The 23,517-nt window shown below is 60.2% G+C and carries 24 protein-coding genes; 10 read left to right on the top strand and 14 right to left on the bottom strand.

Annotated features, from left to right (window positions below; translation table 11 throughout):
- Positions 1 to 146: 146 nt before the first annotated feature.
- Complete coding sequence (locus tag QMX84_RS08600; RefSeq protein WP_262123789.1) at positions 147 to 467, top strand: hypothetical protein; 321 nt, start codon at positions 147 to 149, stop codon at positions 465 to 467.
- A 42-nt stretch (positions 468 to 509) separates the two neighbouring features.
- Here the strand turns inward: QMX84_RS08600 and QMX84_RS08595 are convergent, their stop codons facing one another.
- Positions 510 to 1,637, bottom strand: coding sequence for a polysaccharide deacetylase family protein (locus QMX84_RS08595; RefSeq protein WP_282363594.1), 1,128 nt, complete (start codon positions 1,635 to 1,637; stop codon positions 510 to 512).
- 569 nt (positions 1,638 to 2,206) lie between these two features.
- Positions 2,207 to 2,647 (bottom strand): heme-binding protein, encoded by a 441-nt coding sequence (locus QMX84_RS08590; RefSeq protein ID WP_282363593.1) that lies wholly within the window; start codon positions 2,645 to 2,647, stop codon positions 2,207 to 2,209.
- 265 nt (positions 2,648 to 2,912) lie between these two features.
- On the opposite strand from QMX84_RS08590, the gene gcl reads away from it, so the two are divergent.
- The 7 genes from gcl (at position 2,913) to QMX84_RS08555 (ending at position 11,534) form a co-directional block, all read left to right on the top strand.
- A complete protein-coding gene (gene gcl, locus QMX84_RS08585) occupies positions 2,913 to 4,688 on the top strand; it encodes a glyoxylate carboligase (protein ID WP_048371314.1) in 1,776 nt (591 codons plus the stop codon).
- Between the two features lie 57 nt (positions 4,689 to 4,745).
- Positions 4,746 to 5,528, top strand: coding sequence for a hydroxypyruvate isomerase (gene hyi, locus QMX84_RS08580; RefSeq protein ID WP_282363592.1), 783 nt, complete (start codon positions 4,746 to 4,748; stop codon positions 5,526 to 5,528).
- Positions 5,529 to 5,567: 39 nt separating this feature from the next.
- Complete coding sequence (locus QMX84_RS08575) at positions 5,568 to 6,458, top strand: 2-hydroxy-3-oxopropionate reductase (RefSeq protein ID WP_262122935.1); 891 nt, start codon at positions 5,568 to 5,570, stop codon at positions 6,456 to 6,458.
- Positions 6,459 to 6,580: 122 nt separating this feature from the next.
- The gene (locus QMX84_RS08570) at positions 6,581 to 7,471 is read left to right on the top strand and encodes an urea transporter (RefSeq protein WP_262122937.1); all 891 of its coding nucleotides are present in this window, start codon (positions 6,581 to 6,583) and stop codon (positions 7,469 to 7,471) included.
- A gap of 39 nt (positions 7,472 to 7,510) precedes the next feature.
- Positions 7,511 to 8,332 (top strand): ion transporter, encoded by an 822-nt coding sequence (locus tag QMX84_RS08565; protein WP_282363591.1) that lies wholly within the window; start codon positions 7,511 to 7,513, stop codon positions 8,330 to 8,332.
- Positions 8,333 to 8,425: 93 nt separating this feature from the next.
- On the top strand, positions 8,426 to 9,427 hold the full coding sequence (locus QMX84_RS08560) for a sulfate ABC transporter substrate-binding protein (RefSeq protein WP_262122941.1): 1,002 nt from the start codon (positions 8,426 to 8,428) through the stop codon (positions 9,425 to 9,427).
- Positions 9,428 to 9,596: 169 nt separating this feature from the next.
- A complete protein-coding gene (locus QMX84_RS08555) occupies positions 9,597 to 11,534 on the top strand; it encodes a DNA topoisomerase III (protein WP_282363590.1) in 1,938 nt (645 codons plus the stop codon).
- 6 nt (positions 11,535 to 11,540) lie between these two features.
- Here the strand turns inward: QMX84_RS08555 and QMX84_RS08550 are convergent, their stop codons facing one another.
- From QMX84_RS08550 to ccmA, 11 genes are all read right to left on the bottom strand, one after another.
- On the bottom strand, positions 11,541 to 12,383 hold the full coding sequence (locus QMX84_RS08550) for a PhzF family phenazine biosynthesis protein (protein WP_282363589.1): 843 nt from the start codon (positions 12,381 to 12,383) through the stop codon (positions 11,541 to 11,543).
- 259 nt (positions 12,384 to 12,642) lie between these two features.
- A complete protein-coding gene (locus QMX84_RS08545) occupies positions 12,643 to 13,038 on the bottom strand; it encodes a hypothetical protein (RefSeq protein WP_123751610.1) in 396 nt (131 codons plus the stop codon).
- A gap of 134 nt (positions 13,039 to 13,172) precedes the next feature.
- Positions 13,173 to 14,375, bottom strand: coding sequence for a c-type cytochrome biogenesis protein CcmI (ccmI, locus tag QMX84_RS08540; RefSeq protein WP_262122947.1), 1,203 nt, complete (start codon positions 14,373 to 14,375; stop codon positions 13,173 to 13,175).
- Positions 14,368 to 14,844: a cytochrome c-type biogenesis protein gene (locus QMX84_RS08535; RefSeq protein ID WP_282363588.1), complete on the bottom strand. Its 477-nt coding sequence runs from the start codon at positions 14,842 to 14,844 to the stop codon at positions 14,368 to 14,370. Before QMX84_RS08535 ends, ccmI begins: the two co-directional genes overlap by 8 nt.
- Complete coding sequence (locus tag QMX84_RS08530; protein WP_262122950.1) at positions 14,841 to 15,377, bottom strand: DsbE family thiol:disulfide interchange protein; 537 nt, start codon at positions 15,375 to 15,377, stop codon at positions 14,841 to 14,843. Before QMX84_RS08530 ends, QMX84_RS08535 begins: the two co-directional genes overlap by 4 nt.
- Positions 15,374 to 17,362, bottom strand: a complete 1,989-nt coding sequence (locus QMX84_RS08525) for a heme lyase CcmF/NrfE family subunit (RefSeq protein ID WP_282363587.1) — start codon at positions 17,360 to 17,362, stop codon at positions 15,374 to 15,376. Before QMX84_RS08525 ends, QMX84_RS08530 begins: the two co-directional genes overlap by 4 nt.
- Positions 17,362 to 17,820 (bottom strand): cytochrome c maturation protein CcmE, encoded by a 459-nt coding sequence (gene ccmE, locus QMX84_RS08520; protein ID WP_178110195.1) that lies wholly within the window; start codon positions 17,818 to 17,820, stop codon positions 17,362 to 17,364. The genes QMX84_RS08525 and ccmE overlap by 1 nt, the downstream gene beginning before the upstream one ends.
- Positions 17,817 to 17,993 carry a heme exporter protein CcmD gene (gene ccmD / locus QMX84_RS08515; protein WP_048371340.1) on the bottom strand — a complete coding sequence of 59 codons (177 nt, stop codon included), beginning with the start codon at positions 17,991 to 17,993 and terminating at the stop codon, positions 17,817 to 17,819. The genes ccmE and ccmD overlap by 4 nt, the downstream gene beginning before the upstream one ends.
- Positions 17,990 to 18,748: a heme ABC transporter permease gene (locus tag QMX84_RS08510; RefSeq protein WP_173430622.1), complete on the bottom strand. Its 759-nt coding sequence runs from the start codon at positions 18,746 to 18,748 to the stop codon at positions 17,990 to 17,992. Before QMX84_RS08510 ends, ccmD begins: the two co-directional genes overlap by 4 nt.
- 92 nt (positions 18,749 to 18,840) lie before the next feature.
- A complete protein-coding gene (ccmB, locus tag QMX84_RS08505; RefSeq protein ID WP_048390373.1) occupies positions 18,841 to 19,509 on the bottom strand; it encodes a heme exporter protein CcmB in 669 nt (222 codons plus the stop codon).
- The gene (gene ccmA / locus QMX84_RS08500; protein ID WP_282363586.1) at positions 19,506 to 20,141 is read right to left on the bottom strand and encodes a cytochrome c biogenesis heme-transporting ATPase CcmA; all 636 of its coding nucleotides are present in this window, start codon (positions 20,139 to 20,141) and stop codon (positions 19,506 to 19,508) included. The genes ccmB and ccmA overlap by 4 nt, the downstream gene beginning before the upstream one ends.
- Before the next feature lie 191 nt (positions 20,142 to 20,332).
- Between ccmA and QMX84_RS08495 the strand changes: the two genes are divergently transcribed.
- Positions 20,333 to 21,904 (top strand): flagellar hook-length control protein FliK, encoded by a 1,572-nt coding sequence (locus tag QMX84_RS08495; protein ID WP_262122962.1) that lies wholly within the window; start codon positions 20,333 to 20,335, stop codon positions 21,902 to 21,904.
- Positions 21,901 to 22,218, top strand: a complete 318-nt coding sequence (locus QMX84_RS08490) for an EscU/YscU/HrcU family type III secretion system export apparatus switch protein (protein ID WP_123751615.1) — start codon at positions 21,901 to 21,903, stop codon at positions 22,216 to 22,218. Before QMX84_RS08495 ends, QMX84_RS08490 begins: the two co-directional genes overlap by 4 nt.
- Here QMX84_RS08490 and QMX84_RS08485 read toward each other — a convergent pair.
- Complete coding sequence (locus QMX84_RS08485; protein ID WP_282363585.1) at positions 22,205 to 23,497, bottom strand: amidase; 1,293 nt, start codon at positions 23,495 to 23,497, stop codon at positions 22,205 to 22,207. The two genes, QMX84_RS08490 and QMX84_RS08485, sit on opposite strands and share 14 nt — an antisense overlap.
- Positions 23,498 to 23,517: the final 20 nt, after the last annotated feature.

Below are 23,517 nucleotides of genomic sequence, written 5' to 3'. Positions count from 1 at the left end.
CTCGAAATCTCTCCCCACAAGGCCGGACGGCTCTTACAAAACGCTGGGATGCCCCCTACCCGTCTTTCTCTTTGGCAGCACTAAGCTTCGTGACGCACCGGTTCATTAAGGCCTGCGCTCACATTTTTTATGCCAAAGGAATCCGTATGACCCCTATTTCCAAAACCCTGGAGCAAATGCTGCTCGAGATTTACCAGGACGGCAGCGTGTCTGTTACTGAATACCGCCAGCTGCGCGACAACGCTGACGAACGTATGGCGGCGGTCATCAATGAGTTTGGCCAGCACAACAACATCACCGCTTTTCAAAAAGCCATGGACGTTGCCATGCAACTGCTACAGCTGTCGGTCATTGATGCAAAAAAAGCCCAACTGACGGATACCGGGGAAGCCATCGTCAAAGATGCCGTGGTGTCACAAGTGGAATACCTTCGTGTCGGTGCCGACCTGGCCTTACACCTTTTGTAACGGTCACAGCAAAGCGCTCGCCCAATCGGGCGGGCGCCCTGATTACTGAGCTCCCAAAGCCTCGCACGCCTCCCAGCCCAGCCCGCTCTGCACCGTCGCCTTGAGTAGCCAGGGCAATGCGCTGCGGACTTTGTCCTGGGTGTCGTGGAAGGCAATCAGCCCATGGCGCCACAACAGCATCAAGGTTAATACGCGGTGTGCCGACTGCTCGGCCGTGAGGCTGCCGGCCAGGTCTTGCGAGTCAATGTTCCACAACGCCACCTGCAAGCCCTGGGATTCAAAAAACGCCCCGCTGTCAGCCCGGCGCTGACCGTAAGGCGGCCGGAACAACGGCACGTAGTTTTGCGGCAACACCTGCTTCACCAGCGCGGTGCTGCGCAGCACCGAGTCCTGCCAGTTTTGCCAATGACTGTGGGCCCGGTATTCCCACCCTTGCACGCCTACACATTGACCTTTGTACAGCGCCCTCAGGGCTTGGTCGGAGCTTTTGTCGAGGCGAGCTTTCAAGCTGTTGCCCAAGACAAAAAACGTCGCGCTCATGGACTGTTTGCGCAGATAGTCAGTGAGCCAGTCGGTGGTGCTGCCGATGACCGTCGGGCCGCTGTCGAAGGTCAGCATGAATAGCCGGTCGTGCATGTCCTCGCCATTGAACTCCTGATCACCCAGCAGAGCGATTTCGCTGCTGATTTGTGGCGACAGTGCGGCCAGCCGCAACTGTTCATCCAAGTAGCGGCGGTGAAACCCGGCACTCGGTTCGGCCCACTTCACGTAGAAAGAATCATCGGCCACTTCGAACTTGCCTGCTTGTTCACGCAGGCTGGCCATGTCTTCGACGTAATAACAGAACGAAGCATCCTGATCACAGCTTTGCTGAGCAAAGTTGTAATTGGCCAACAAGCGTTGCCACAGGCGCTGACGGACTTTATCAATCGCATCCATATTGATGACCTTGAGGCCCAGTCGCTCTTTAAGGCCGTTCTCATCCAGCCCTTCGCTGACCAGCAAGGCGTGGGCGAACGTCAGGATCTCGGCACGCGAGGCGACATCGAACAGGGCCGGACTGCTCAATGGCTCTGGCCAGGTCGTACGGTCCAGCGTCGCCGGATCATTGGGCGCCGCCACTGCCCCCAGACACACCAGCCAGGCCGACAAAAAAAGAGCAATGCGCACAGAGCCATCTCCGTATAAAAACTGCCAGCACTATAACCGCTAAGGTGATGTTGGACATTGGACGTAGCCTCGCAAAGCTCGTCAACTGCTACGGCGCAAAACCTGTAGGAGGGGCCGCCCCGTCTTCGACGCCGCGCTGTCGCGCAGCAAACAGGCCGCCGAGTATCTTCAGCATCCCCCAATCGGTTCCCTCTCCTCCGGGAGAGGGCTAGGGTGAGGGGGCTTTTGACTTGAGTACATATCCGTTGCTGCGGCAACGGCCACTTAGGGTTCCGGCCTTACGCCGCGTCACTTTGCAAAAGCGGCAAAGTAACCAAAACGCTTTTGCCCCTACCCCTCGGTGCCTCGCTTTGGCTCGGCATGCCCTCACCACAGGCCTTGCTCCGTAGGCCCGCCGCGATCGGCCATCCATGGCCGTGTCGCGGCTAACCCGGCGTCCTGCCGGGTTACCCACTGCGCACAACCTGCGTTCGGCCAGCGTGGTTTAATGGGGCCTTTTAGATCAAGATCAAAAGCAAGATCAAGATCAAAAGATCGCGAGGCTAGCTCGCTCCTACAGAAAAACGTGATTAAGCCGCCACTCCCGCATCCGCGCGCAACCCTTGCCCTTCTATCGCACTGATGGCGCATTGCTCATCAATGTCCGAGGTATCGCCACTGATACCGATCGCCCCCAGTACCTTGCCCTGAGCATCGCGGATCAAGACGCCACCTGGCACCGGCACGATATCGCCCTGGCCCATGCCGTTGAGCGCCGCGAAAAACGTCGGGCGCTGCTGCGCGTCCAGCGCCAGTGCACGTGATCCCTTGCCCAGGGCAATCGCCCCCCAGGCCTTGCCAATCGCAATGTTGGGGCGCAACAGACTGGCGCCGTCTTCACGCTGCAACGCCAGCAAATACCCACCCGAATCGAGTACCGCGACCGTCAGCGGGGATGCGTTGATGCTGCGACCCGCGTTCAAGGCTTGAGCCGCCAGGGTTAAAGCGACTTTCAAGGTTAAAGCACTCATGGTTGCCGTCCTTATTTTGTTATTGGAAGCCTTGCCCCGCCTGCTTCAGGCAGAACCAATGAGAGCAATAGAACACAAAAATACGATTATTTGTATACAGTTTTTAGAATAACAAATTCCAAAAAATCTAAAACCTCCTGAAATAGGGCCTCCTAACCGTCTTGCCATGGATTAAACAAAAGCCATTGACCTGCAGGCCGGACCATGAATAAACTCAGCCATCAGCCACTTGTATACAATTATAAAACGTAAGAGGCACAATCAAATGAGCAAAATGAGAGCAATCGAAGCCGCAGTTTTGGTGATGCGTCGCGAAGGCGTTGACACCGCTTTTGGTATTCCGGGCGCCGCCATCAACCCGCTGTATTCAGCCTTGCAAAAAGTGGGCGGCATCGATCACGTCCTCGCTCGTCACGTGGAAGGCGCCTCGCACATGGCCGAGGGCTACACCCGGACCAAGGCCGGCAATATCGGCGTGTGCATCGGCACCTCCGGCCCTGCGGGCACTGACATGGTGACCGGCCTTTACAGCGCCTCTGCCGATTCGATCCCGATTCTGTGCATCACCGGCCAAGCGCCACGGGCCCGCCTGCATAAAGAAGACTTCCAGGCCGTCGACATCACCAGCATCGTCAAGCCGGTGACCAAGTGGGCAACCACCGTGCTCGAGCCGGGCCAAGTGCCTTACGCCTTCCAGAAAGCCTTTTATGAAATGCGCTCCGGGCGCCCTGGCCCTGTGCTCATTGACCTGCCATTTGATGTGCAAATGGCTGAAATCGAATTCGACATCGACGCCTACGAACCCCTGCCGCTGGCCAAACCTTCGGCCACCCGTGTACAGGTCGAAAAAGCCTTGGCCATGCTCGACCAGGCCGAACGCCCGCTGCTGGTCAGCGGTGGTGGCGTGATCAACGCCGACGCCAGCGCGTTGCTGGTGGAGTTCGCCGAGTTGACCGGCATCCCGGTGATCCCGACGTTGATGGGCTGGGGCAGCATTGCCGACGATCACCCGCTGATGGTCGGTATGGTCGGCCTGCAAACCTCGCACCGTTATGGCAACGCCACCCTGCTCAAATCCGACGTAGTATTGGGCATCGGCAACCGCTGGGCCAACCGCCACACCGGTTCGGTCGAGGTGTACACCGAAGGCCGTAAATTCATCCACGTGGACATTGAGCCGACGCAAATCGGCCGCGTTTTCACCCCGGATCTGGGCATCGTTTCCGACGCAGGCGCAGCCCTCACTGTGTTCCTCGAAGTGGCCCGCGAATGGAAAGCCGCCGGCAAGCTGAAAAACCGCAGCGCCTGGCTGCAAGACTGCCAACAACGCAAAGCCACCCTGCATCGCAAGACTCACTTCGACTCCGTGCCGGTCAAGCCGCAACGCGTGTACGAAGAGATGAACCAAGTGTTCGGCAAAGACACCTGCTATGTCAGCACCATCGGTTTGTCGCAGATTGCCGGCGCGCAGTTCCTGCACGTTTACAAGCCACGCCACTGGATCAACTGCGGTCAGGCAGGGCCATTGGGCTGGACTATTCCGGCGGCGCTGGGCGTGGTCAAAGCCGACCCGAGCCGCAACGTTGTTGCCCTGTCGGGTGACTATGACTTCCAGTTCATGATCGAAGAACTGGCCGTGGGCGCTCAGTTCAACCTGCCCTATATCCACGTGGTGGTGAACAACTCCTACCTTGGCCTGATCCGTCAGGCACAGCGTGGATTCGAAATGGACTACTGCGTGCAGCTGTCTTTCGACAACCTTAATGCCCCAGAACTGAATGGCTACGGCGTCGACCACGTCGCCGTGGTCGAAGGCCTTGGCTGCAAAGCGCTGCGCGTATTCGAACCGGCCCAGATCCAGCCTGCACTGCGCAAGGCGCAAGACATGCTCAAAGAGTTCCGCGTACCGGTGGTCGTAGAGATTATTCTGGAGCGCGTGACCAACATCTCGATGGGCACCGAAATCAACGCCGTCAATGAATTTGAAGATCTGGCGCTGGTGGGTAACGATGCACCGACCGCCATTTCAATGCTCGATTAACCCCTAAGCCCTAGCCCTCTCCTGCGTGGAGAGGGAACAAAAAAGCAGGAGTTCACCATGCCGCGTTTTGCCGCCAACCTGTCCATGCTGTTCACCGAACAGGATTTCCTTGTCCGTTTCCAAGCGGCTGCCAACGCTGGTTTCCACGGCGTTGAATACCTGTTCCCTTACGACTACAGCGCTGAAGAAATCAAACATCACCTGGATGCCAACAAACTGACCCAAGTGCTGTTCAACCTGCCCGCCGGCGATTGGGCCAAGGGCGAGCGCGGGATTGCCTGCCACCCCGACCGGGTCGAGGAGTTCCACGCAGGCGTCGACAAGGCCATCGCCTACGCCAAAGTACTGGGCAACACGCAAATCAACTGCCTGGCCGGGATTCGCCCACAAGGCGTAGACGACGCCACCGTCGAAAGAACCTTCATCAGCAACCTCAAATACGCCGCCGACAAACTGCAAGCGGCAGGCATCAAGCTGGTGATGGAAGCGATCAATACCCGCGACATTCCAGGCTTCTACCTCAACAACACCGCGCAGGCACTGGCGATTCAGGACAAGGTCGGCAGCGCCAACCTGTTCCTGCAATACGACATCTATCACATGCAAATCATGGAAGGCGACCTGGCGCGCACCATGCAAACGCACCTGGCGCAGATCAACCACATCCAGCTGGCCGACAATCCCGGCCGCCATGAACCGGGCACCGGCGAGATCAACTACCGCTTCCTGTTCGACCACCTCGACAGCATCGGCTATCAGGGCTGGGTCGGTTGCGAGTACAAGCCGCTGACCAGCACCGAAGCCGGGCTGGTGTGGCTGAAGACGCATAACGCGGTGTAAGAATTTGCTGACTATTCAATAAAAACAAGAGGATTTGTCATGGCTAAAATCGGATTTATCGGCACCGGGATCATGGGTTCGCCTATGGCCAGCAACCTGCAAAAGGCCGGGCACAGCCTGTTTTTGTCGACCCATCGCGGCGCAGCACCTAGCGACCTGCTGTCAGCTGGCGCCATCGCCCTGGCCAGCCCGAAAGAAGTCGCTCAGGAAGCCGAATTCATCATCATCATGGTGCCCGACACCCCGCAGGTCGACGAAGTCCTGTTCAGTGAAAACGGGATTGCCGCAGGCCTGAGCCCGAACAAAGTGGTGATCGACATGAGTTCGATCTCGCCCACTGCGACCAAAGCCTTCGCCGAAAAAATCAACGCCAAGGGTGCGCAATACCTCGACGCCCCGGTGTCTGGCGGTGAAGTCGGCGCCAAGGCTGGCACCCTGAGCATCATGGTCGGCGGTGACGAAAAAACCTTCGCCCGTGCCCTGCCCCTGCTGCAAAGCATGGGTAAAAACATCACCCTGGTCGGCGGCAATGGCGACGGCCAAACCGCCAAAGTGGCCAACCAGATCATCGTCGCCCTGAACATTCAGGCCGTGGCCGAAGCCCTGGTCTTTGCCGCCAAAAACGGCGCGGACCCGGCCAAGGTTCGCGAAGCCCTGATGGGCGGCTTCGCCTCTTCGAAAATCCTCGAAGTACACGGCGAGCGCATGATCAAAGGCACCTTCGATCCGGGGTTCCGCATCAGCCTGCACCAGAAAGACCTCAACCTGGCGCTGGCTGGCGCCCGCGAGCTGGGGATCAACCTGCCCAACACCGCCAGCGCCCAGCAAGTGTTCAGCACCTGCGCCGCTCTCGGTGGCGGCAACTGGGACCACTCGGCGCTGATCAAAGGCCTGGAACACATGGCCAACTTCTCCATTCGCGACAAATAACCTCTGCGGTCCACCCACCGTAGGAGCTGCCGCAGGCTGCGATCTTTAGTTTTTTAAAACGATCGCAGCCTGCTGCACTTTCTGCGGGGCATTCGTTCACCCTCAAGAAAGTTGATTGCGCCATGACTCATTGCCCCGACTGGGCCACGGCCCTGTGCAATGGTTTCAGCCAAGTCTTCCTGCAACGTCACCCACTCTGCGGCGTGTTGTGCCTGCTGGCCATTGTCGTCAGCGCTCCTGCGCTGCTCGGCGGGGCGTTGCTCGGTGCAGTCGCAGGCTTGCTGACGGCACAACGTCGCGGCTACGCCAAAACCGAACGTCAGGCCGGGCTCTACTGCTACAACGGTGTGTTGCTGGGGCTGCTGCTGAGCCATCAATTGCCGTGGTCAGCCATGCTGCCACTGTTGATCATCGCCAGCGCCGGGATCAGCAGCATGGTGGTGCATCAATGGCTCAAACGTGCCACTCACCCCCATAGTGTGATGATTTACACCGCCCCTTTTGTCGCCATCGGCTGGGTACTGCTCACCCTGCAAGGAACACCGGAGTACAGCGTTGAGCCATATGCCCTCAACGCCTGGACGCTGCTGCAAGCCCTGTTCAAAGGGATCAGCCAAGTCATGCTGCTAAATCACCCGGTCGCCGGGCTGCTGATTGTTATCGGCTTGTGCCTGAGCCACTGGCGGGCGGCCCTGTGGGCGCTGACCGGCTCACTCGCCGGGCTGCTATGGAGCCTCTACCAACAAGACACCGGGGCCGCACTCAACGGGCTGGCTGGCTACAACCCGGCGCTGGCAGCATTGGCCTTGAGCCAGCAAGGGAGCCGAATCTGCAAGCCGTTGCTGGGCATCGTCGTGACCTTGGCTCTGGCGCCAGGCTTCAGTGCGCTAGGGCTGCCTCTTTTAACCGCACCCTTTGTGCTCAGTTGCTGGATTATCGGTGGCGGTGTTCGCGTGTTAAGCCGCAAGCCCGCTGACAGAGAAGCGCAAAGCAGGTTGCGCATCGAACGTTAATACCCGAATCTTCTGGGTTTTGGGTATCGAGCGATCTACATGAAGAATCAGGATTGGCGTCAGCGCCTGTACGTGATGGTGTTTCAGTCTGACACCCCCGCCGGGCGCCGTTTCGATACCACCCTGCTGCTGATCATCATGGCGAGTCTGGTGGTGGTCATTCTCGACAGCATCAACAGCATTCACCTGCAATATGGCGACCTGCTGGCGTATATCGAATGGGGCTTCACCTTTGTGTTTGCCATCGAATACGGCCTGCGCCTGTACTGCTCGTCCAAACCATTGCGCTACGCGTTCAGCTTCTATGGGCTGGTGGACTTGCTCGCCATCGTGCCGGGGATCCTGGCGATTTATTACAGCGACGCGCAGTACCTGTTGATTATTCGTGTCATCCGCATGCTGCGGATCTTCCGGATCCTCAAACTGTTGCCCTACCTGAGCCAGGCCAACTACCTGCTCTCGGCCTTGCGCGGCAGCAAGCAGAAAATCATCGTATTCCTGGTCGGGGTATCCACCCTGGTCACTGTGTTCGGCACCTTGATGTACGTGGTTGAAGGCCCGGATCACGGCTTTACTAGTATCCCGGTCAGCATCTATTGGGCCATCGTGACCCTGACCACCGTCGGCTATGGCGACATCGTCCCGCAGACCATACCCGGGCAAGTGATCTCGGCCATGGTGATGATCACCGGCTACTCAATCATCGCCGTGCCCACCGGTATTTTTACCGCCGAACTGGCCAACGCCATGCGCGGCGAACAGCTGCAACACACCTGCACTACCTGCAAAAAAGCCCAACATGAGGCCTCGGCGTCTTTTTGTTCCCGGTGTGGTAATGCGCTGTTCGTCAAAAACGTATAAACAAAGTGCTTTTTAATCTTTTAAGGACTATGCGCCACCCGCTATAGTCGCTGGCATATTGCCTCTTTTGCCCCCTATAACAAGGAATACGCAGTGAAAAAACTCTTTAGCGCCTCTTTGTTGGTCGCAGGCCTTGCACTCAGCAGCCTCGCCCACGCCGACAACAAACCGTTGCTTAACGTGTCTTACGACGTGATGCGCGACTTCTACAAAGACTACAACCCTGCGTTCCAAAAGCACTGGGAAAAAGAGAAGAACGAAAAGCCGACTGTGCAGATGTCCTTCGGCGGTTCGAGCAAACAAGCACGCGCAGTGATCGACGGCCTGCCGGCCGACGTGATCACCATGAACATGGCCACCGACATCAACGCCCTGGCTGACAACGGCCAACTGGTCCCGGAAAACTGGGTCACCCGCCTGCCGGATAACAGCGCGCCGTTCACCTCGGCCACCGTATTTATCGTCCGTAAAGGCAACCCTAAAGGCCTGAACGACTGGCCAGACCTGCTCAAGGACGGCGTGCAAGTGATCGTGCCCAACCCGAAAACCTCGGGTAACGGCCGCTACACCTTCCTCTCGGCCTGGGGCTATGCGCAAAAACACGGCGCCGATGAAGCAAAAGCCCGAGAGTTTGTCGGCAAACTGTTCAAGCAAGTACCTGTACTGGACACCGGCGGCCGTGCGGCCACCACCACGTTCATGACCAACCAGATCGGCGACGTGCTGGTGACCTTCGAAAACGAAGCAGAAATGATTGCCCGCGAGTTTGGTCGTGACCAGTTCGAAGTGATTTACCCAAGTGTTTCCGCCGAAGCAGAGCCGCCAGTGACCGTGGTCGATAAAGTCGTCGACAAAAAAGGCACTCGCGCCGAGGCCGAGGAATACCTCAAATACCTGTGGTCTCCAGAAGGCCAGGAAATTGCTGCCAAAAACTACCTGCGCCCACGCGACAAAGCGATCCTGGCCAAGTACAACGACCGCTTCCCGAAAGTCGACTTCCTGTCGGTTGAGAAAACCTTCGGCGACTGGCGTGAAGTGCAGAAAAAATACTTCAGCGATGGCGGCGTGTTCGATCAGATCTACAGCGGCCAATAACCCCACGCCCGCGTAGGAGCGAGCTTGCCTCGCGATCTTTTGACGTTCTAAAAGCTCGCGAAGCAAGCCCGCCCTCACAACCTGTACAAAAACACAGTAAAAACGCTTGATCTCCAGCCAATGACTGCCCATGCTGCACCTCTTCTGCGATGCATGAATGAGTGGAGCTATGCGGCTGTTTCTGTGTGAAAAACCTTCCCAGGCCAAAGATATTGCGGCCGTGCTCGGCGCCAGCCGACGCGGTGATGGCTGCTGGGTGGGCCCCACTGCAACCGTCACCTGGTGCATTGGCCACCTGCTCGAAACCGCCCCGCCAGACGCCTACGACGAGCGCTACAAGCGCTGGGTGCTGGCCGACCTGCCGATCATCCCTGACAAATGGAAGATGCGGGTCAAGCCCAAAACCGCCAGCCAGTTCAAAGCCGTCAAACGCCTGCTCGGTGAAGCCAGCGAACTGGTGATTGCCACCGACGCCGACCGCGAAGGCGAAATGATCGCCCGCGAACTGGTCGAACATTGCCGCTATCGCGGGCCCATCCAGCGCCTGTGGTTGTCCGCACTGGACGACGCCTCCATTCGCAAAGCCCTGGCGGCACTCAAGCCCGGTGCCGAAACCTTTAACCTCTATCACTCGGCCTTGGGCCGCTCGCGGGCCGACTGGCTGATCGGCATGAACATGAGCCGCCTGTTCACCCTGCTCGGGCGCAAGTCCGGCTATCAGGGTGTATTGCCGGTCGGTCGGGTGCAAACCCCGACCCTGCGCCTGGTGGTCGACCGTGATCGCAGCATCAGTGACTTTGTGCCGGTGGCGTACTGGGCGATCGACGTGCAACTCAAGCACGACGAGCAACTGTTCACCGCGCAATGGCGAGCCGATCCCGACACCTGTGACGATCAGGACCGCTGCCTCAACCAGGCCCACGCGCAACAGGCTGCTGCCGCCATCAGCAACGCCAGCCACGCGCGGGTCAGCAAATTGCACACCGAGCGCATGCACGAAGTCGCGCCGTTGCCCTTCGACCTCGGCACCCTGCAAGAAGTGTGTTCAAAAAAACTCGGCCTCGGCGCGCAAGAAACCCTCGACGTCGCCCAGGCGCTGTACGAAACCTACAAGGTCGTGACCTACCCGCGCAGCGATTGCGGCTACCTGCCGCTCAGCCAGCACAGCGAGGCTGCCTCCATACTGGCCGCCTTGCGTCAGGCCGACCCCAGCCTTGCGCCACTGGCCGGGCACCTCGACCCGCAACGCCGTTCACGGGCCTGGAACGACGCCAAGGTCAGCGCCCACCACGGCATCATCCCCACGGCAGCGGCGAAGAACCTCGAACGCCTGAGCGGCAAACACCGCGCCGTGTACACCTTGATTCGTGCCCGCTACCTGGCGCAGTTTCTGCCCAACCATGAATACGACCGCACCCAGGCTGATTTCGACTGCGCGGGCCAGCACTTGCGGGCCGTCGGCAAGCAAATCGTCGAACCCGGCTGGAAACGCGCCCTGCCCGAAGCTTTGGCCCCGGCCAAAGGTCGCGAAGCCCCGGCCCCGCAACCCTTACCGGCCTTGCGCGAAGGGCTCGACTGCGCGGTCGCCAACGTCAACCTCAAAGACCTGTGGACCCAACCGCCCAAGCCGTTTACCGAAGGTGACCTGATCAAGGCAATGAAAAACGTCGCCAAACTGGTCCAGGACCCGCGACTCAAGCAAAAGCTCAAAGACACCACCGGCATCGGCACCGAAGCCACCCGTGCCGGGATCATTCAAGGCTTGCTCGATCGCGGCTACCTGATCAAAAACGGCAAGGCGCTGGCCGCCACGCCTCCGGCCTTCAGCCTGATCGACGCGGTGCCCCGCGCCATCGCCGACCCCGGCACCACCGCCATTTGGGAACAGGCTTTGGACATGGTGCAAAGCGGCGAAATGTCCCTTGATATCTTCGTCGCCAAGCAGGCTGCCTGGATGAGCAAACACATCGAGCGCTGCAGCGGCATGAGCATGACCATCAGCGGCCCGGCCAGCCCGGCGGGCGTCACACCGCCCTGGAAGAAAAAACGCAAAAGCCCGGCCAGCAAGGCCAAGCCAAAGCGCGTCACAAAAGCTAAAAGTGCCTGACGAGGGTCAAAGGCTCAGCGTGCCAGAAATACACGTCACCGCCGCGCCACCGACCCAGATGTCCTCGCCGAGCTGTTCAATGAACACCCGCCCTGCCCGCCCCAGGGCCGTGCCCTGGCTCGCCACATAGCGCTGCGGTGCCAGGCCGTCAGCGATCAACCATTGCGCCAAGCCTGCGTTCAAACTGCCGGTGACCGGGTCTTCCTGCATCCCGTCGCCCGCCAGAAAGGCCCGCACTTCAAACTGCGCCTCAGCGCCATCACGCTCAGCCGACCAAGGCGCCACCACACCCAAGGCCAGACCGTGTAATTGCGAGTAGTCCGGCTTAATCGCCAGCACCTGCTCGCGATCCGCCAGCAGCAGCGCCAACCAGCCCGGCCCGTTATCGACCCAACGCGCTTGCTGCACGGCGTGCGGCTCAATGCCCAAGCCTTGGCACACACGCTGTAACAACGCCTCATCGACCTCCCCAGTGCGCAACAAGGGCGGCGCGGTAAAGGCCAATTGCCCTGCGTTGCGGCGGACCCGGATCAGGCCTACCGCACACTCCTGAATGATCTCCTCACCACGCGGCTTGCCACCGGCTTCGAGCCAGGCATGGCAACTGCCCAACGTAGGGTGCCCGGCAAACGGCAACTCGCGCAGGGTGGTAAAAATCCGCAGCCGATAATCCGCCTCGGGGTTTTGTGGCTTCAGTACAAACGTGGTTTCACTGAGATTGGTCCAGCGCGCGAAATCGGCCATTTGCTCATCACTCAAGCCGTCGGCATTCAACACCACCGCCACCGGGTTGCCCTTGAGGGCCACCGTGCTAAACACATCAACTTGCTTGAAATCGAAGAGGCTCATGGCGGGTTCCTTGTGTAGTGAGTGGGCCATCCTACCGCTATGCAGGCGCTTTTTTTAAAAAGATCAAAAGATCGCAGCCTGCGGCAGCTCCTACAAAATTTTTGCGTAGCGCAGGGCTATGTTTTTGATCTGGCTCTTTATCTAAGAGCACCCTCTCCCTAGCCCTCTCCCGAAGGAGAGGGAACCGATTGGGGGATGCTGAAGATAATCGGTGGCCTGTATGCTGCGCGACAGCGCGGCGCCGGGGTAATCGACCGCGTTACTTGAACTGCCGGCTCAACCCCGGCGGTACGCCGCTGGTATCGGTTTCTTCCCAGGGCCCGTTCGGGCTGATCCCGCGGCTCCAGCCGTTGTCCCAGCGGTAGTAGGTACGCTGGCGATAGAAGATGTTGCTCTGGTCATCCAGCACATACACGCCAAGGCGGGCGTCCCAGTGGCTCGGGCCGCCCGGTGGCGGGGCGAAGGTGGCCGAGGTGCGCGGCAACGGTTTGGGCGGCTGCGGGATGGGCATGTCCGGCAGCGGCTTGTCCGAGGGTTGCGGTTGCGGGATCGGACTGGGTGGCGTAGGCGGCGTGGATTCGTACGGTTGATGAACCGAGCAAGCACTCAGGCCGATGGCCAGGCTAAGCAGGGTGATTCGAGCAAATACGGCCATAACGGGGTCTCGTGCAAGTCCTAAGGACCTATGGGAGCGGGCTTGCTCGCGATGCAAACGACGCGGTGTATCTGTTACACCTTGCCGATCTCATCGCGGGCAAGCCCGCTCCCACAGATTTGGCCCTGATGTATTTATTTATCCGGGCTGTCGATTGTCAGCTGTTGCAACGTCTGGGTGCTGTTGGGCAGCGGTTTGCCGCGCCCTACCCATTCGCCAGCGGTGGGCTGGCCTGCACGGGAGATGCGCGCAACCAGTTGGACTTCAGGAAAGTTAGACAGTTTCAACTGCGGCATCATTGCGTCGGCATCGCTCAGTTCCACGGTGATCGGCAGGTCCGCCACGGTCACGCGTTTGACCGCCAACGGGGCCGGCGGGCCCGACACGGCGCGAGCGAAGATGAACACGCTGTCGCCCGGCAACACACTGGCTTTGACAGCATCAGCCAAATCGACGCTGACTTTGATCGACGCCTGCGCCGCAGGCACGGGGGCGCTTTCAACCTTGCCGCCGCTGGCCAGCAATTGCCCGCGGGCGCGCTCGATGCCGCCCTCCAGCGCTTCGCGGGACGGGTCGCCTATAGGCAGTTCATTGAGCAGTCGCTGCCAGTAATTGATGGCCTCCTGATAACGCTGGCCCTCAAACGCCGCAATGCCAAGCAGGCCCAGGCTGGTGACTTCGTTGGGGTCGGCTTTCAAGGCTTCGTCGGTCAGGGCCTGGGTCTTGTCGCTCCACTTTTTATCGTCAGCAAAGTACTGCGCCTGCGCCCACTGGCCCAACAGCTCAGGTTGGCGCCCGGCCAGCGCTACGGCGCGTTCAAACACCTTGGCGGCCTCTGCCGAACGATTTTGTGCCATGTAGGCACGCCCCAGGAAGTACCAGCTCTCGGCCGAGTCCGGCTGGGCAGCAGCGGCCCGCTCAAGACGAGAGATCATTTGCTCTAGCGATTGCGGTGGCGTGGCGAACTCTTGGGTCAGTTCAACCTTGTCGCTGGCACCAAAGTGCAGGTACAGGCCTACACCCAGCACCGGCACCATGAACGCCGCCAGTATGGGCACTACTTTGCCTAAGCTGGAACTGCGCCCCGGCGCCACGCCTTCGGTGTCTGCCAGCAGCTCACGAGCGGCTTCGTCGCGACCGCTTTGCAGTTGTTGTTCGGTCAGCACGCCCTCTTCGCGCTGGCCCTGCAATTGCGCCACGCGCTCTTGGTACAGCGCCACGTTCAGGGCAGTGCGGTCTTCTTCACGCTGGGCACGGCGACCACGCAGCACCGGGATCAGCAAAAAACTCAGGGCGATGAGTAGCAGCAAGCCCGCTGCAAGCCAGAAATCAATCATTTTTGTTTTTATCCAGCAAGGTAGCGAGGCGCTGACGCTCCTCGGCAGAAAGAGTGTCCGAAGCTTCGGCCCGCGCTGTACGACGGCGACGCCCCACAATCACCCCGATCACCACTACACCGCCCACCAACAAAGCCAGCGGGCCGAACCACAGCACCGCGGTCTTGCTGGTCAACGCCGGTTTGTAGCGCACGAAGTCGCCGTAACGGTCGACCATAAAGTCGATGATCTGCTGGTTGTCCTTGCCCTCGCCCAGCATGCGGAAAATTTCGCGGCGCAGGTCGGTGGCAATCGGCGCGTTGGAGTCGGCAAGGTCCTGGTTCTGGCACTTGGGGCAACGCAGTTCTTGGGTCAGCTCGCGAAAACGCGCGCGCTCAGCGTCATTGGCAAATTCATAGGTGTCGATGGCCGCATGGGCGATGCCGGTCAAGGCCAGCCCGCACACCAGCGCTGCTAACCAACGCTTCATGGCTTGGCCTCATCAACCAGCGCCTGATACTTGCCGGCCAGTTGTTCGCGCCACACGCGCTCGTCGATCACGCCGACAAACTTGTGGCGGATGATGCCCTGGCTGTCGATCAGGAAGGTTTCCGGGGCGCCGTACACGCCCAGGTTCAAGCCCAGCGAACCGGCCTCATCGTTGATGTCCAGCTGGTACGGGTTGTGGAATTCCTTGAGCCACTGTTTCGCGTCCTCGTTGACGTCCTTGTAATTGACGCCATAGATCACCACGCCCTGCTCGGCCAGTTTGGTCAGCACCGGGTGCTCGACCTTGCACGAGATGCACCAGGTGGCCCAGACGTTAACCAGTGCCGGTTTGCCTTTGAGGTCGGCTTCGGTCAGGGTTTTTCCGCCCTCGACCGCTGGCAGACTGAACGCCGGGAACGGCTTGTCGATCAGGGTCGACGGCAGTTCGGTCGGGTCCAGATACAAGCCTTTGTACAGAAACCACGCCATGCCCAAAAACACCGCCAGCGGGGCCAGCATTAGCCAGCGTCTCATGCTGTTTCTCCTTTCATGCCCAGCGCGTCGCGCACGCGGGTTTTAACCTTGACTCGATAACGTCGGTCCAGCGCCGCCAGCAAACCGCCAAAGCCGGTGAGCAAACCGCCCAGCCAGATCCAGCGCACAAACGGTTTAACGTGGACCCGCACTGCCCAGGCGCCATCGCCCAGCGGTTCACCCAGCGCCACATACAGGTCGCGGGTAAAACCGGCGTCGATACCGGCCTCGGTCATCATCGAACTTTGTACCGTGTACAAACGTTTTTCCGGGTGCAGCACGCTCACTTGCTTGCCATTGCGCAGCACCCGCACGGTGCCTTTGTCCGAGGTGAAGTTCGGCCCTTCAAAATGTTGGGCGCCGTCAAAAATGAACTGATAACCGGCCAGCTCCATCGACTCGCCCGGCGCCAGGCGCAGATCGCGCTCGGCACTGTTTTGGCTCGACAGCACCACACCCAGCGCGCACACCGCGATACCCAAGTGCGCGATCTGCATGCCCCAATAACTGCGGGTCAGGCTGCGCAGGCCTTTGACCAGGCCCTTGTGACGGGTTTTGTCACCGATGTCGCGCACCCCGGCCAGCAACACCCAGGCCGCCAGCATAAAGGTCGCGATCACCGCCCAGTTGAAGTCGCCATAGGCCACACCGGCAATCACCGACAGCGCCGCGCTGCCCAGCAACACCGGGGTCAACATGCCCAGCAGCCATTTGACCGGGGTGTCTTTCCAGCGCACCAGCACACCCACCGCCATGACCACCATCAGCAAGGCCATCAACGGGATAAACAGCGCATTGAAGTACGGCGGGCCGACCGACATCTTCGCCCCGCTGATCGCGTCGAGAATCAACGGGTACAAGGTGCCGAGCAGAATCATCGAAGCGGCCACCACCAGAATCAGGTTGTTGCCCAGCAGCAACGTCTCACGTGACCACAGGTTAAAACCGACATGGCTTTTGACCACGGGCGCACGCAACGCAAACAACGTCAGCGAACCGCCCACCACAAACAGCAGGAAGATCAGGATAAACACGCCGCGCTCCGGGTCGGCCGCAAACGCATGCACCGACGTCAGCACCCCGGAACGCACAAGGAATGTCCCGAGCAAGCTCAACGAAAACGCGGCAATGGCCAGCAGCACGGTCCAGCTTTTAAACACACCACGTTTTTCGGTCACTGCCAACGAGTGAATCAGCGCCGTGCCGACCAGCCATGGCATGAAAGAGGCGTTTTCAACCGGGTCCCAGAACCACCAGCCGCCCCAGCCAAGCTCGTAATACGCCCACCACGAACCCAGGGTGATGCCAATCCCCAGAAAGGCCCACGCGACAATGGTCCACGGCCGCGACCAGCGCGCCCATGCCGCATCCAGTCGACCACCGAGCAAGGCCGCAATGGCAAAGGCAAAGGCCACCGAGAAACCGACATACCCCATGTACAACATCGGCGGGTGCACGATCAGACCGATGTCTTGCAGCAGCGGGTTAAGGTCGTTGCCATTGGCAGGCATTTGCGGCAGCAGGCGTGCGAACGGGTTGGAGGTGAGGATCAGAAACAGCAAAAATCCGACGCTGATCATGCCCATGATCGACAGCACGCGGGCCAGCATGACTTGCGGTAACTGGCGCGAGAACACCGACACGGCAAATGTCCAGCCGCTTAGAATCAGCGCCCAGAGCAACAGCGAGCCTTCGTGGGCACCCCACACGGCGCTGAATTTGTAGTACCAGGGCAAGGCGCTGTTGGAGTTGCTGGCCACGTAGCGGACCGAAAAATCGTCCGCCATAAAGGCGTAGGTGAGGCAACCGAAGGCAAACAGCATAAAAGCAAATTGCCCCCAGGCCGCCGGCTGGGCCAGGCCCATCCACAGTTTGTCGCCGCGCCAGGCACCGAGCAGCGGGACGATAGCCTGCACGATGGCAAAGCACAGCGCCAGAATCATGGCCAGGTGGCCCAATTCAGGAATAAACAGTCCAGACATCATCACTTAACCTCGTTAGCCGGTGCCGGGGCGGATTGGCCGCTCTCCTTCAGCGCCTTGGTCACCTCGGGCGGCATGTACTTCTCGTCATGCTTGGCCAGCACTTCGTCGGCCACCACCACACCCTGGGCGTTGAGCTTGCCCAACGCAACGATGCCCTGCCCTTCGCGGAACAGGTCCGGCAAGATGCCACGGTATTGAATGGTCACGCCCTTGTTGAAGTCGGTGACCACAAATTCGACGTCCAGCGAGTCGCCAGAGCGTTTCAGCGAACCGTTTTCAACCATGCCGCCCGCACGGATCCGCGTGTCCAACGGCGCTTCGCCATTGGCGATCTGGGTCGGCGTGTAGAACAGGTTGATGTTTTGCTGCAGCGCGCTCAGGGCCAGGGCAACGGCCGCGCCGATGCCCACCAGAATCGCCAAAATGATGATCAAACGTTTCTTGCGCTGCGGATTCACTTCGAATTCTCCCGGCGCAAACGACGCGCCTCTTGTTGCAGATAACGCCGACGCGCCGTCAGCGGCAACGCCACGTTAAGCGCCAGCACCGCCAGGCAAATGCCGTAGGCCGACCACACATACAGGCCATGCTGGCCCATGGCGACAAAGTCGCTGAAAGAAGCAAAACTCATCGCGTACCCTCCAGCGCTTTTAACACTTCAGCCTTGGCCCAACTGCTGCGCGCTTCGCGCTTGAGCACTTCGAGGCGCATGCGCAGCAACAGCACCGCGCCAAAAAAACAATAAAAACCCAGCACGGTGAGCAGCAACGGCAGCCACATTTCTACAGGCATCGCCGGTTTTTCAGTGAGGGTAAAAGTGGCACCCTGGTGCAGGGTGTTCCACCACTCCACCGAGTATTTGATGATCGGGATGTTGATCACGCCCACAATCGCCAGCACCGCGCAGGCCTTGGCCGCGCTGTCGCGATTGGTAATGGCGTTGCCCAGGGCAATCAGGCCGAAGTACAGAAACAGCAGAATCAGCATCGAGGTCAGGCGCGCATCCCAGACCCACCACGAGCCCCAGGTCGGTTTGCCCCAGATGGCCCCGGTCACCAGCGCCACGGCGGTCATCCACGCGCCGATGGGGGCGGCGCATTGCAGCGCGACGTCAGCGATTTTCATCTTCCAGACCAGTCCCACCACCCCGCACACCGCCAGCATCACATAGCAGGACTGCGCCAGCATGGCGGCCGGAACATGGATATAAATGATCCTGAAACTATTACCCTGCTGGTAGTCCGGTGGCGCAAAAGCCAGGCCCCAGATCACGCCGACGACCATCAGCAGCACGGCGGCAATGCTCAGCCAAGGCAGTAAACGTCCACTGATGGCATAGAACCATTTGGGTGAGCCGAGTTTGTGAAACCAAGTCCAGTTCATCACGCTGTTTCCATCACGGTGCTTTGACGCGGCCTGTGCACGGCCTCATCAACGCGCGGGTCTTTACTGGCCTGTGCAGGGCCAGACCTCATTATTTATTCGCCGACACTGATCTTCAGGCCGGCCGCTATTGCAAAAGGTGTAAGGGTGACTGCCAGCACGGTCAGGCTGGCAAGCCAGAGCAGATAACCGGTCGCAGGCATGCCTTGCAAAGCTGCTTGCAAAGCCCCGCTGCCCAAAATCAGCACCGGGATATACAAGGGCAAAATCAGCAACGCCAACAGCAAGCCGCCGCGTTTAAGCCCCACGGTCAGCGCGGCGCCCACCGCGCCGAGCAAGCTCAGCACGGGCGTTCCGAGCAACAACGACAACAACAGCACCGGCAAACAGGCCACCGGCAATCCCAGCATCAGCGCCAGCAACGGTGACAAAATCACCAGTGCCAGCCCGGAAAACGCCCAGTGTGCCAGCACCTTGGCCAACACCAGTAGCGCCAGAGGGTGCGGCGAAAGGACCCACTGCTCCAGTGAACCGTCTTCGAAATCACTGCGAAACAGCCCGTCCAGCGAGAGTAAAACCGCTAATAGCGCTGCCACCCAGAGCAGTCCGGGAGACAAGGTTTGCAACAATTGAGACTCCGGGCCAACCGCCAGCGGGAACATCGCAATCACAATTGCGAAGAACACCAGCGGGTTGGCCAACTCGGCCGGGCGGCGAAACAACAAGCGCGCTTCACGGGCCAACAACGATGCAAACACACTCATACGGCCCACTGCCCCAGATCAATGTCGCGATAACCGGCAGGTGTGCGGGTCAAGGTATGGTGCGTGGTCAACACCACCATGCCGCCCCGCTCACAGTGGCTGGCCAAGTGTTCTTCAAGGGCCGCAACGCCTTGTTTGTCGAGCGCAGTAAACGGCTCGTCGAGAATCCACAGCGCCGGGCTGTCCAGGTGCAACCGGGCCAAAGCAACGCGCCGCTGCTGCCCGGCCGACAAGGTATGGCACGGCACGTCTTCAAACCCCTGCAAGCCCACGGCGGCCAATGCGGCCCAAATCGCCTCACGGCTCGCCGGACGATGCAGGGCGCACAGCCAATGCAGGTTTTCTTCGGCGCTCAGCAAATCTTTGATCCCGGCCGCATGGCCGATCCACAGCAGATTGCTGGCCAGTTCTGCACGCTGCTCGTTCAACCGTTGCCCGCTCAGCCGAATCTCGCCCTCGGTGGGCTGCATCAGGCCCGCCAACAAGCGCAGCAGGCTCGTCTTGCCGCTGCCGTTGGGGCCGCTGATCTGTAGCATGTCGCAGGAGCTGAGTCGCAATTCGAGATTTTCAAATAGCAGGCGCCCGTCACGCTCACAGGTCAGCGATACGGTTTCTAAAAGAGGGCTGGTCACGTCGTTGAGGCCTTCACGGTTCAAGTCGGCCCGGGCGTGGCCGTTAAAGTGATGCAGGATAGATACATTTGCGGCCTGTTTAAGAGAGCTGGATCAAAGAATTGTGTTGTTTTTAGGCACCTTAAACGATGGGGCAGCATTATACATGCCATGTCCTACTCTAAAGAGGGCATATTCATAAGGTTGTAACAATGAAAAGCGACATGAATATTCCACCCATCCCACCTGCTGCGTCCAATCCCGTACGCCCCGGTGCAGCAGGCGGTGAAGTGCTCAAGTTGCTGCAACCGCTCGAGGGTTTGATCAGTCCGGGGCAAAGCGCCCAGGCGCAAGTGCTGTCACTTAAACAGGGCGATGCGGTGTTTCAGCTGCTGCTCAAGCTGACCCTGGACAGCGGCCGCCAAACCAACGTGCAGGTCAGCAGCAACCAGCCGTTGCCTCTGGGCACGCTGCTGTCGGTGACGCAACCTTCACCCGCCAGCCTGGCGATCAGCCTGCAACAAGCCCTGAGCAACAATGCCAGCGCCCTCACCCGCCTTGATCCGCAGCAACTGCCGGTGGGCACGTTAGTACAAGGCAAAGTGCTGAGCACCCAGGTGTTGGCGCAAGCCGCCGGGCAACCGGCCGTCTATCGCTCACTGGTGACCTTGCTTAATAGCGCCTTGAGCGGCAGCACCCTGACCGTCGACAGCCCGCGACCTTTGCGCGTTGACAGCTTGCTGACCGCGCAAGTGCAAGGCAGCCAGAGCCTGAACTTCGTACCCCTGAGCGGCCGCCAAGACCAACTGGCGATTACCCAGCAACTGGCTGCCCAACAAAGCCGCCAGGGCTCGCTCGACGGCCTGTTGAACGCCCTGCAGAAACTTCCACCCAGCGAGAGCATGCCCGACGCTTTGCGCGCCTCTATCGACAAGTTGTTGAGCGGCTTGCTTACGCCGCAACAACTGAGCAACCCCGCCACACTCAGTAATGCCCTGCTCAACAGCGGCGCATTTCTCGAAGCCAAGCTGCTCGATGGGCAGTTACAGAACCTCGCCCCCGACATGAAAGCCACCTTGTTGCGACTCATTGCGCAAATGGTACCCGGCGTGCCGGCTAACCCCACTTTCAACCCCGGTGTCGCCGCCAGCACCCAGGCGCAAGCCCTGCCGACGTTTGTGCGCAATGCACTGGGCATGCTTGGGCAAGTCAGCGCCAAACCGCAGCCGGGCGGTTTTCCGCTGCCGCCGCGCCTGCTGCAACGGGGCGAAGGCGAAGACAGCCTGGAAAACCTGCTCAAGCTCGCCGCCGCTGCCATTTCGCGCCTGCAAAGCCATCAATTGTCGAGCCTGGAGCAAAGCGGGCGCACCGCAGACGGTAGCCTGCTGACCACCTGGCAACTGGAAATCCCCCTGCGCAACGCCCACGACATCGTGCCGTTGCAGGTCAAGTTCCAGCGTGAAGATCCGCCCGAGCAAGGGCCTGAAGACAAACGCGAACACCGCGAAAGCAAAGATCAACTGTGGCGGGTTGAACTGGCCTTTGACCTCACGCCGCTGGGCCCGCTGCATGTGCAGGCGCAACTGCTGCGCGGCAACCTGTCCGGCCAGTTGTGGGCGCAACACAGCGCCACCGCCGAACTGATCGCCAGCCAACTGGACGTGCTGCGCCAGCGCCTGAAGGACGCGGGGCTCAGCGTGACCGATCTCGATTGCCATCAGGGCACTCCGCCCGCCCATGGCCATACCCCCCTTGAACAACGCTGGGTCGACGAAACCGCATGAGCACACCCCCCGAACCGCGTCAGGCGATTGCCCTCAAGTACGACGGCAAACAGGCGCCCACCCTGACCGCCAAAGGCGACGACGCACTGGCCGAAGCCATCCTCGCACTGGCCCGCGAGTACGAAGTGCCTATTTATGAGAATGCTGAGCTGGTCAGATTATTGGCGCGCATGGAGCTGGGCGACAGCATCCCCCAGGAGCTGTACCGAACCCTGGCTGAAATCATTGCTTTTGCCTGGCAGCTAAAAGGCAAATACCCACAAGGATTTGACCCGGATGCAGGGCCGGTGGAGCGCGACATCACGCCGCCGTAACCCCACCGTTCAGCGCACTGTCGACGTGCTGCGCCGCGTCCAGCAGTTGGCTGTCGCTGCGAAAACCTCCCACCACTTGCAGCCCGACCGGCAGTTCGCCCGGCGCTCTGGGCAGCGGAAGGTTGATCTGCGGCAAGCCAAATGCCATCCAAAACTTGCAGAAGTCAGACGGCCCTGTGGCCTCCAGCCCCAGGGGCGCGACCATGCCGCAGCTGGCCCCGAGCATGGCGTCATAAGGAGCAAACAGCGCTTTGAGGACCGGGACCAGCGCGGCCAGGCGGGCCTTGGCGGCGGTTTCCTGCTGCCACGTGGTCTGTTGGGCCCGCTCGATCATGGCCACTACCTGCGGGCTGAGTAACTCAGGGCTGGCTTGCCATTCTTTAGCCAGCGAACGCGCACCCTCGCAATCGTTGATCAACAGATGGTCGTCAAACACCCCGGCAAACGCCTCGGGCAACTCGACCTGCGTCACCGTGTGCCCCGCCGCGCTGAGCACCTCGAGTGACGCCAACAACGCGTCGGCCACCGGCTGTTCAATGTCGCCCCAGCGTGACGTGCGGCAAAATCCAAACGCTCTGCGCCCGCTCGCCCTAGGGCTGCTGGTCAGCCCCGGAATCAGCACCTGCGCAACCAAAGCCAGATCCCCCACCGAGCGCCCATACCAGCCCAACGTGTCAAAGCTCGGCGCCAGCGGCTTGATCCCCTCCAGAGAGACCAGCCCGTAGGACGGTTTGAACGCATATAAGCCACAGTACGACGCAGGCTTGAGCAACGATCCAGCGGTCTGCGTGCCCAGCGCCAGAGGAAAAAACCCGGCCGCCATGCCCGCAGCAGAACCGGCGCTGGAGCTACCGGGTGTTCTGCTCAGGTCATGGGGGTTACGCGTTGGCCCGGTCTGCATATAAGCAAACTCGGTGGTATGGGTCTTGCCCATGATCAGCGCGCCCGCCTGGCGCAGCAGCGTCACCACATGGGCATCGCGCGAGGGTTGGTTGCCTTGATAGATCGGAGAGTAAAAACACGTGGGATGATCATGGGTGTCAATGATGTCCTTGACGCCCACCGGCACACCCGCGAGCAAACCGTTGAGTGCAGGCCCTTTCAACTGCGCCACTTGCGTGCGCAGCGCGGCGGGGTCCAGCGAAACAAAGGCCTGGATGTCAGCTTCGCGCGCATGGGTGTGCGCCAAAAAATGCTCAGCAACTTCGGCGGGGCTGATACGCGCAGTGCGCACCTGCTCGGCAATCATCCCGGCATCGGCGGTGTCTAGAAGGCTCATGGTTGAACTCACCTCTTGGC

Origin of the sequence: Pseudomonas sp. PS01297, from assembly GCF_029959305.1 — a bacterium.
Taxonomy (GTDB): domain Bacteria; phylum Pseudomonadota; class Gammaproteobacteria; order Pseudomonadales; family Pseudomonadaceae; genus Aquipseudomonas; species Aquipseudomonas helleri.
The sequence above is the reverse complement of the archived record's forward strand: the minus strand, read 5'-3'. Positions and strand labels throughout refer to the sequence as shown.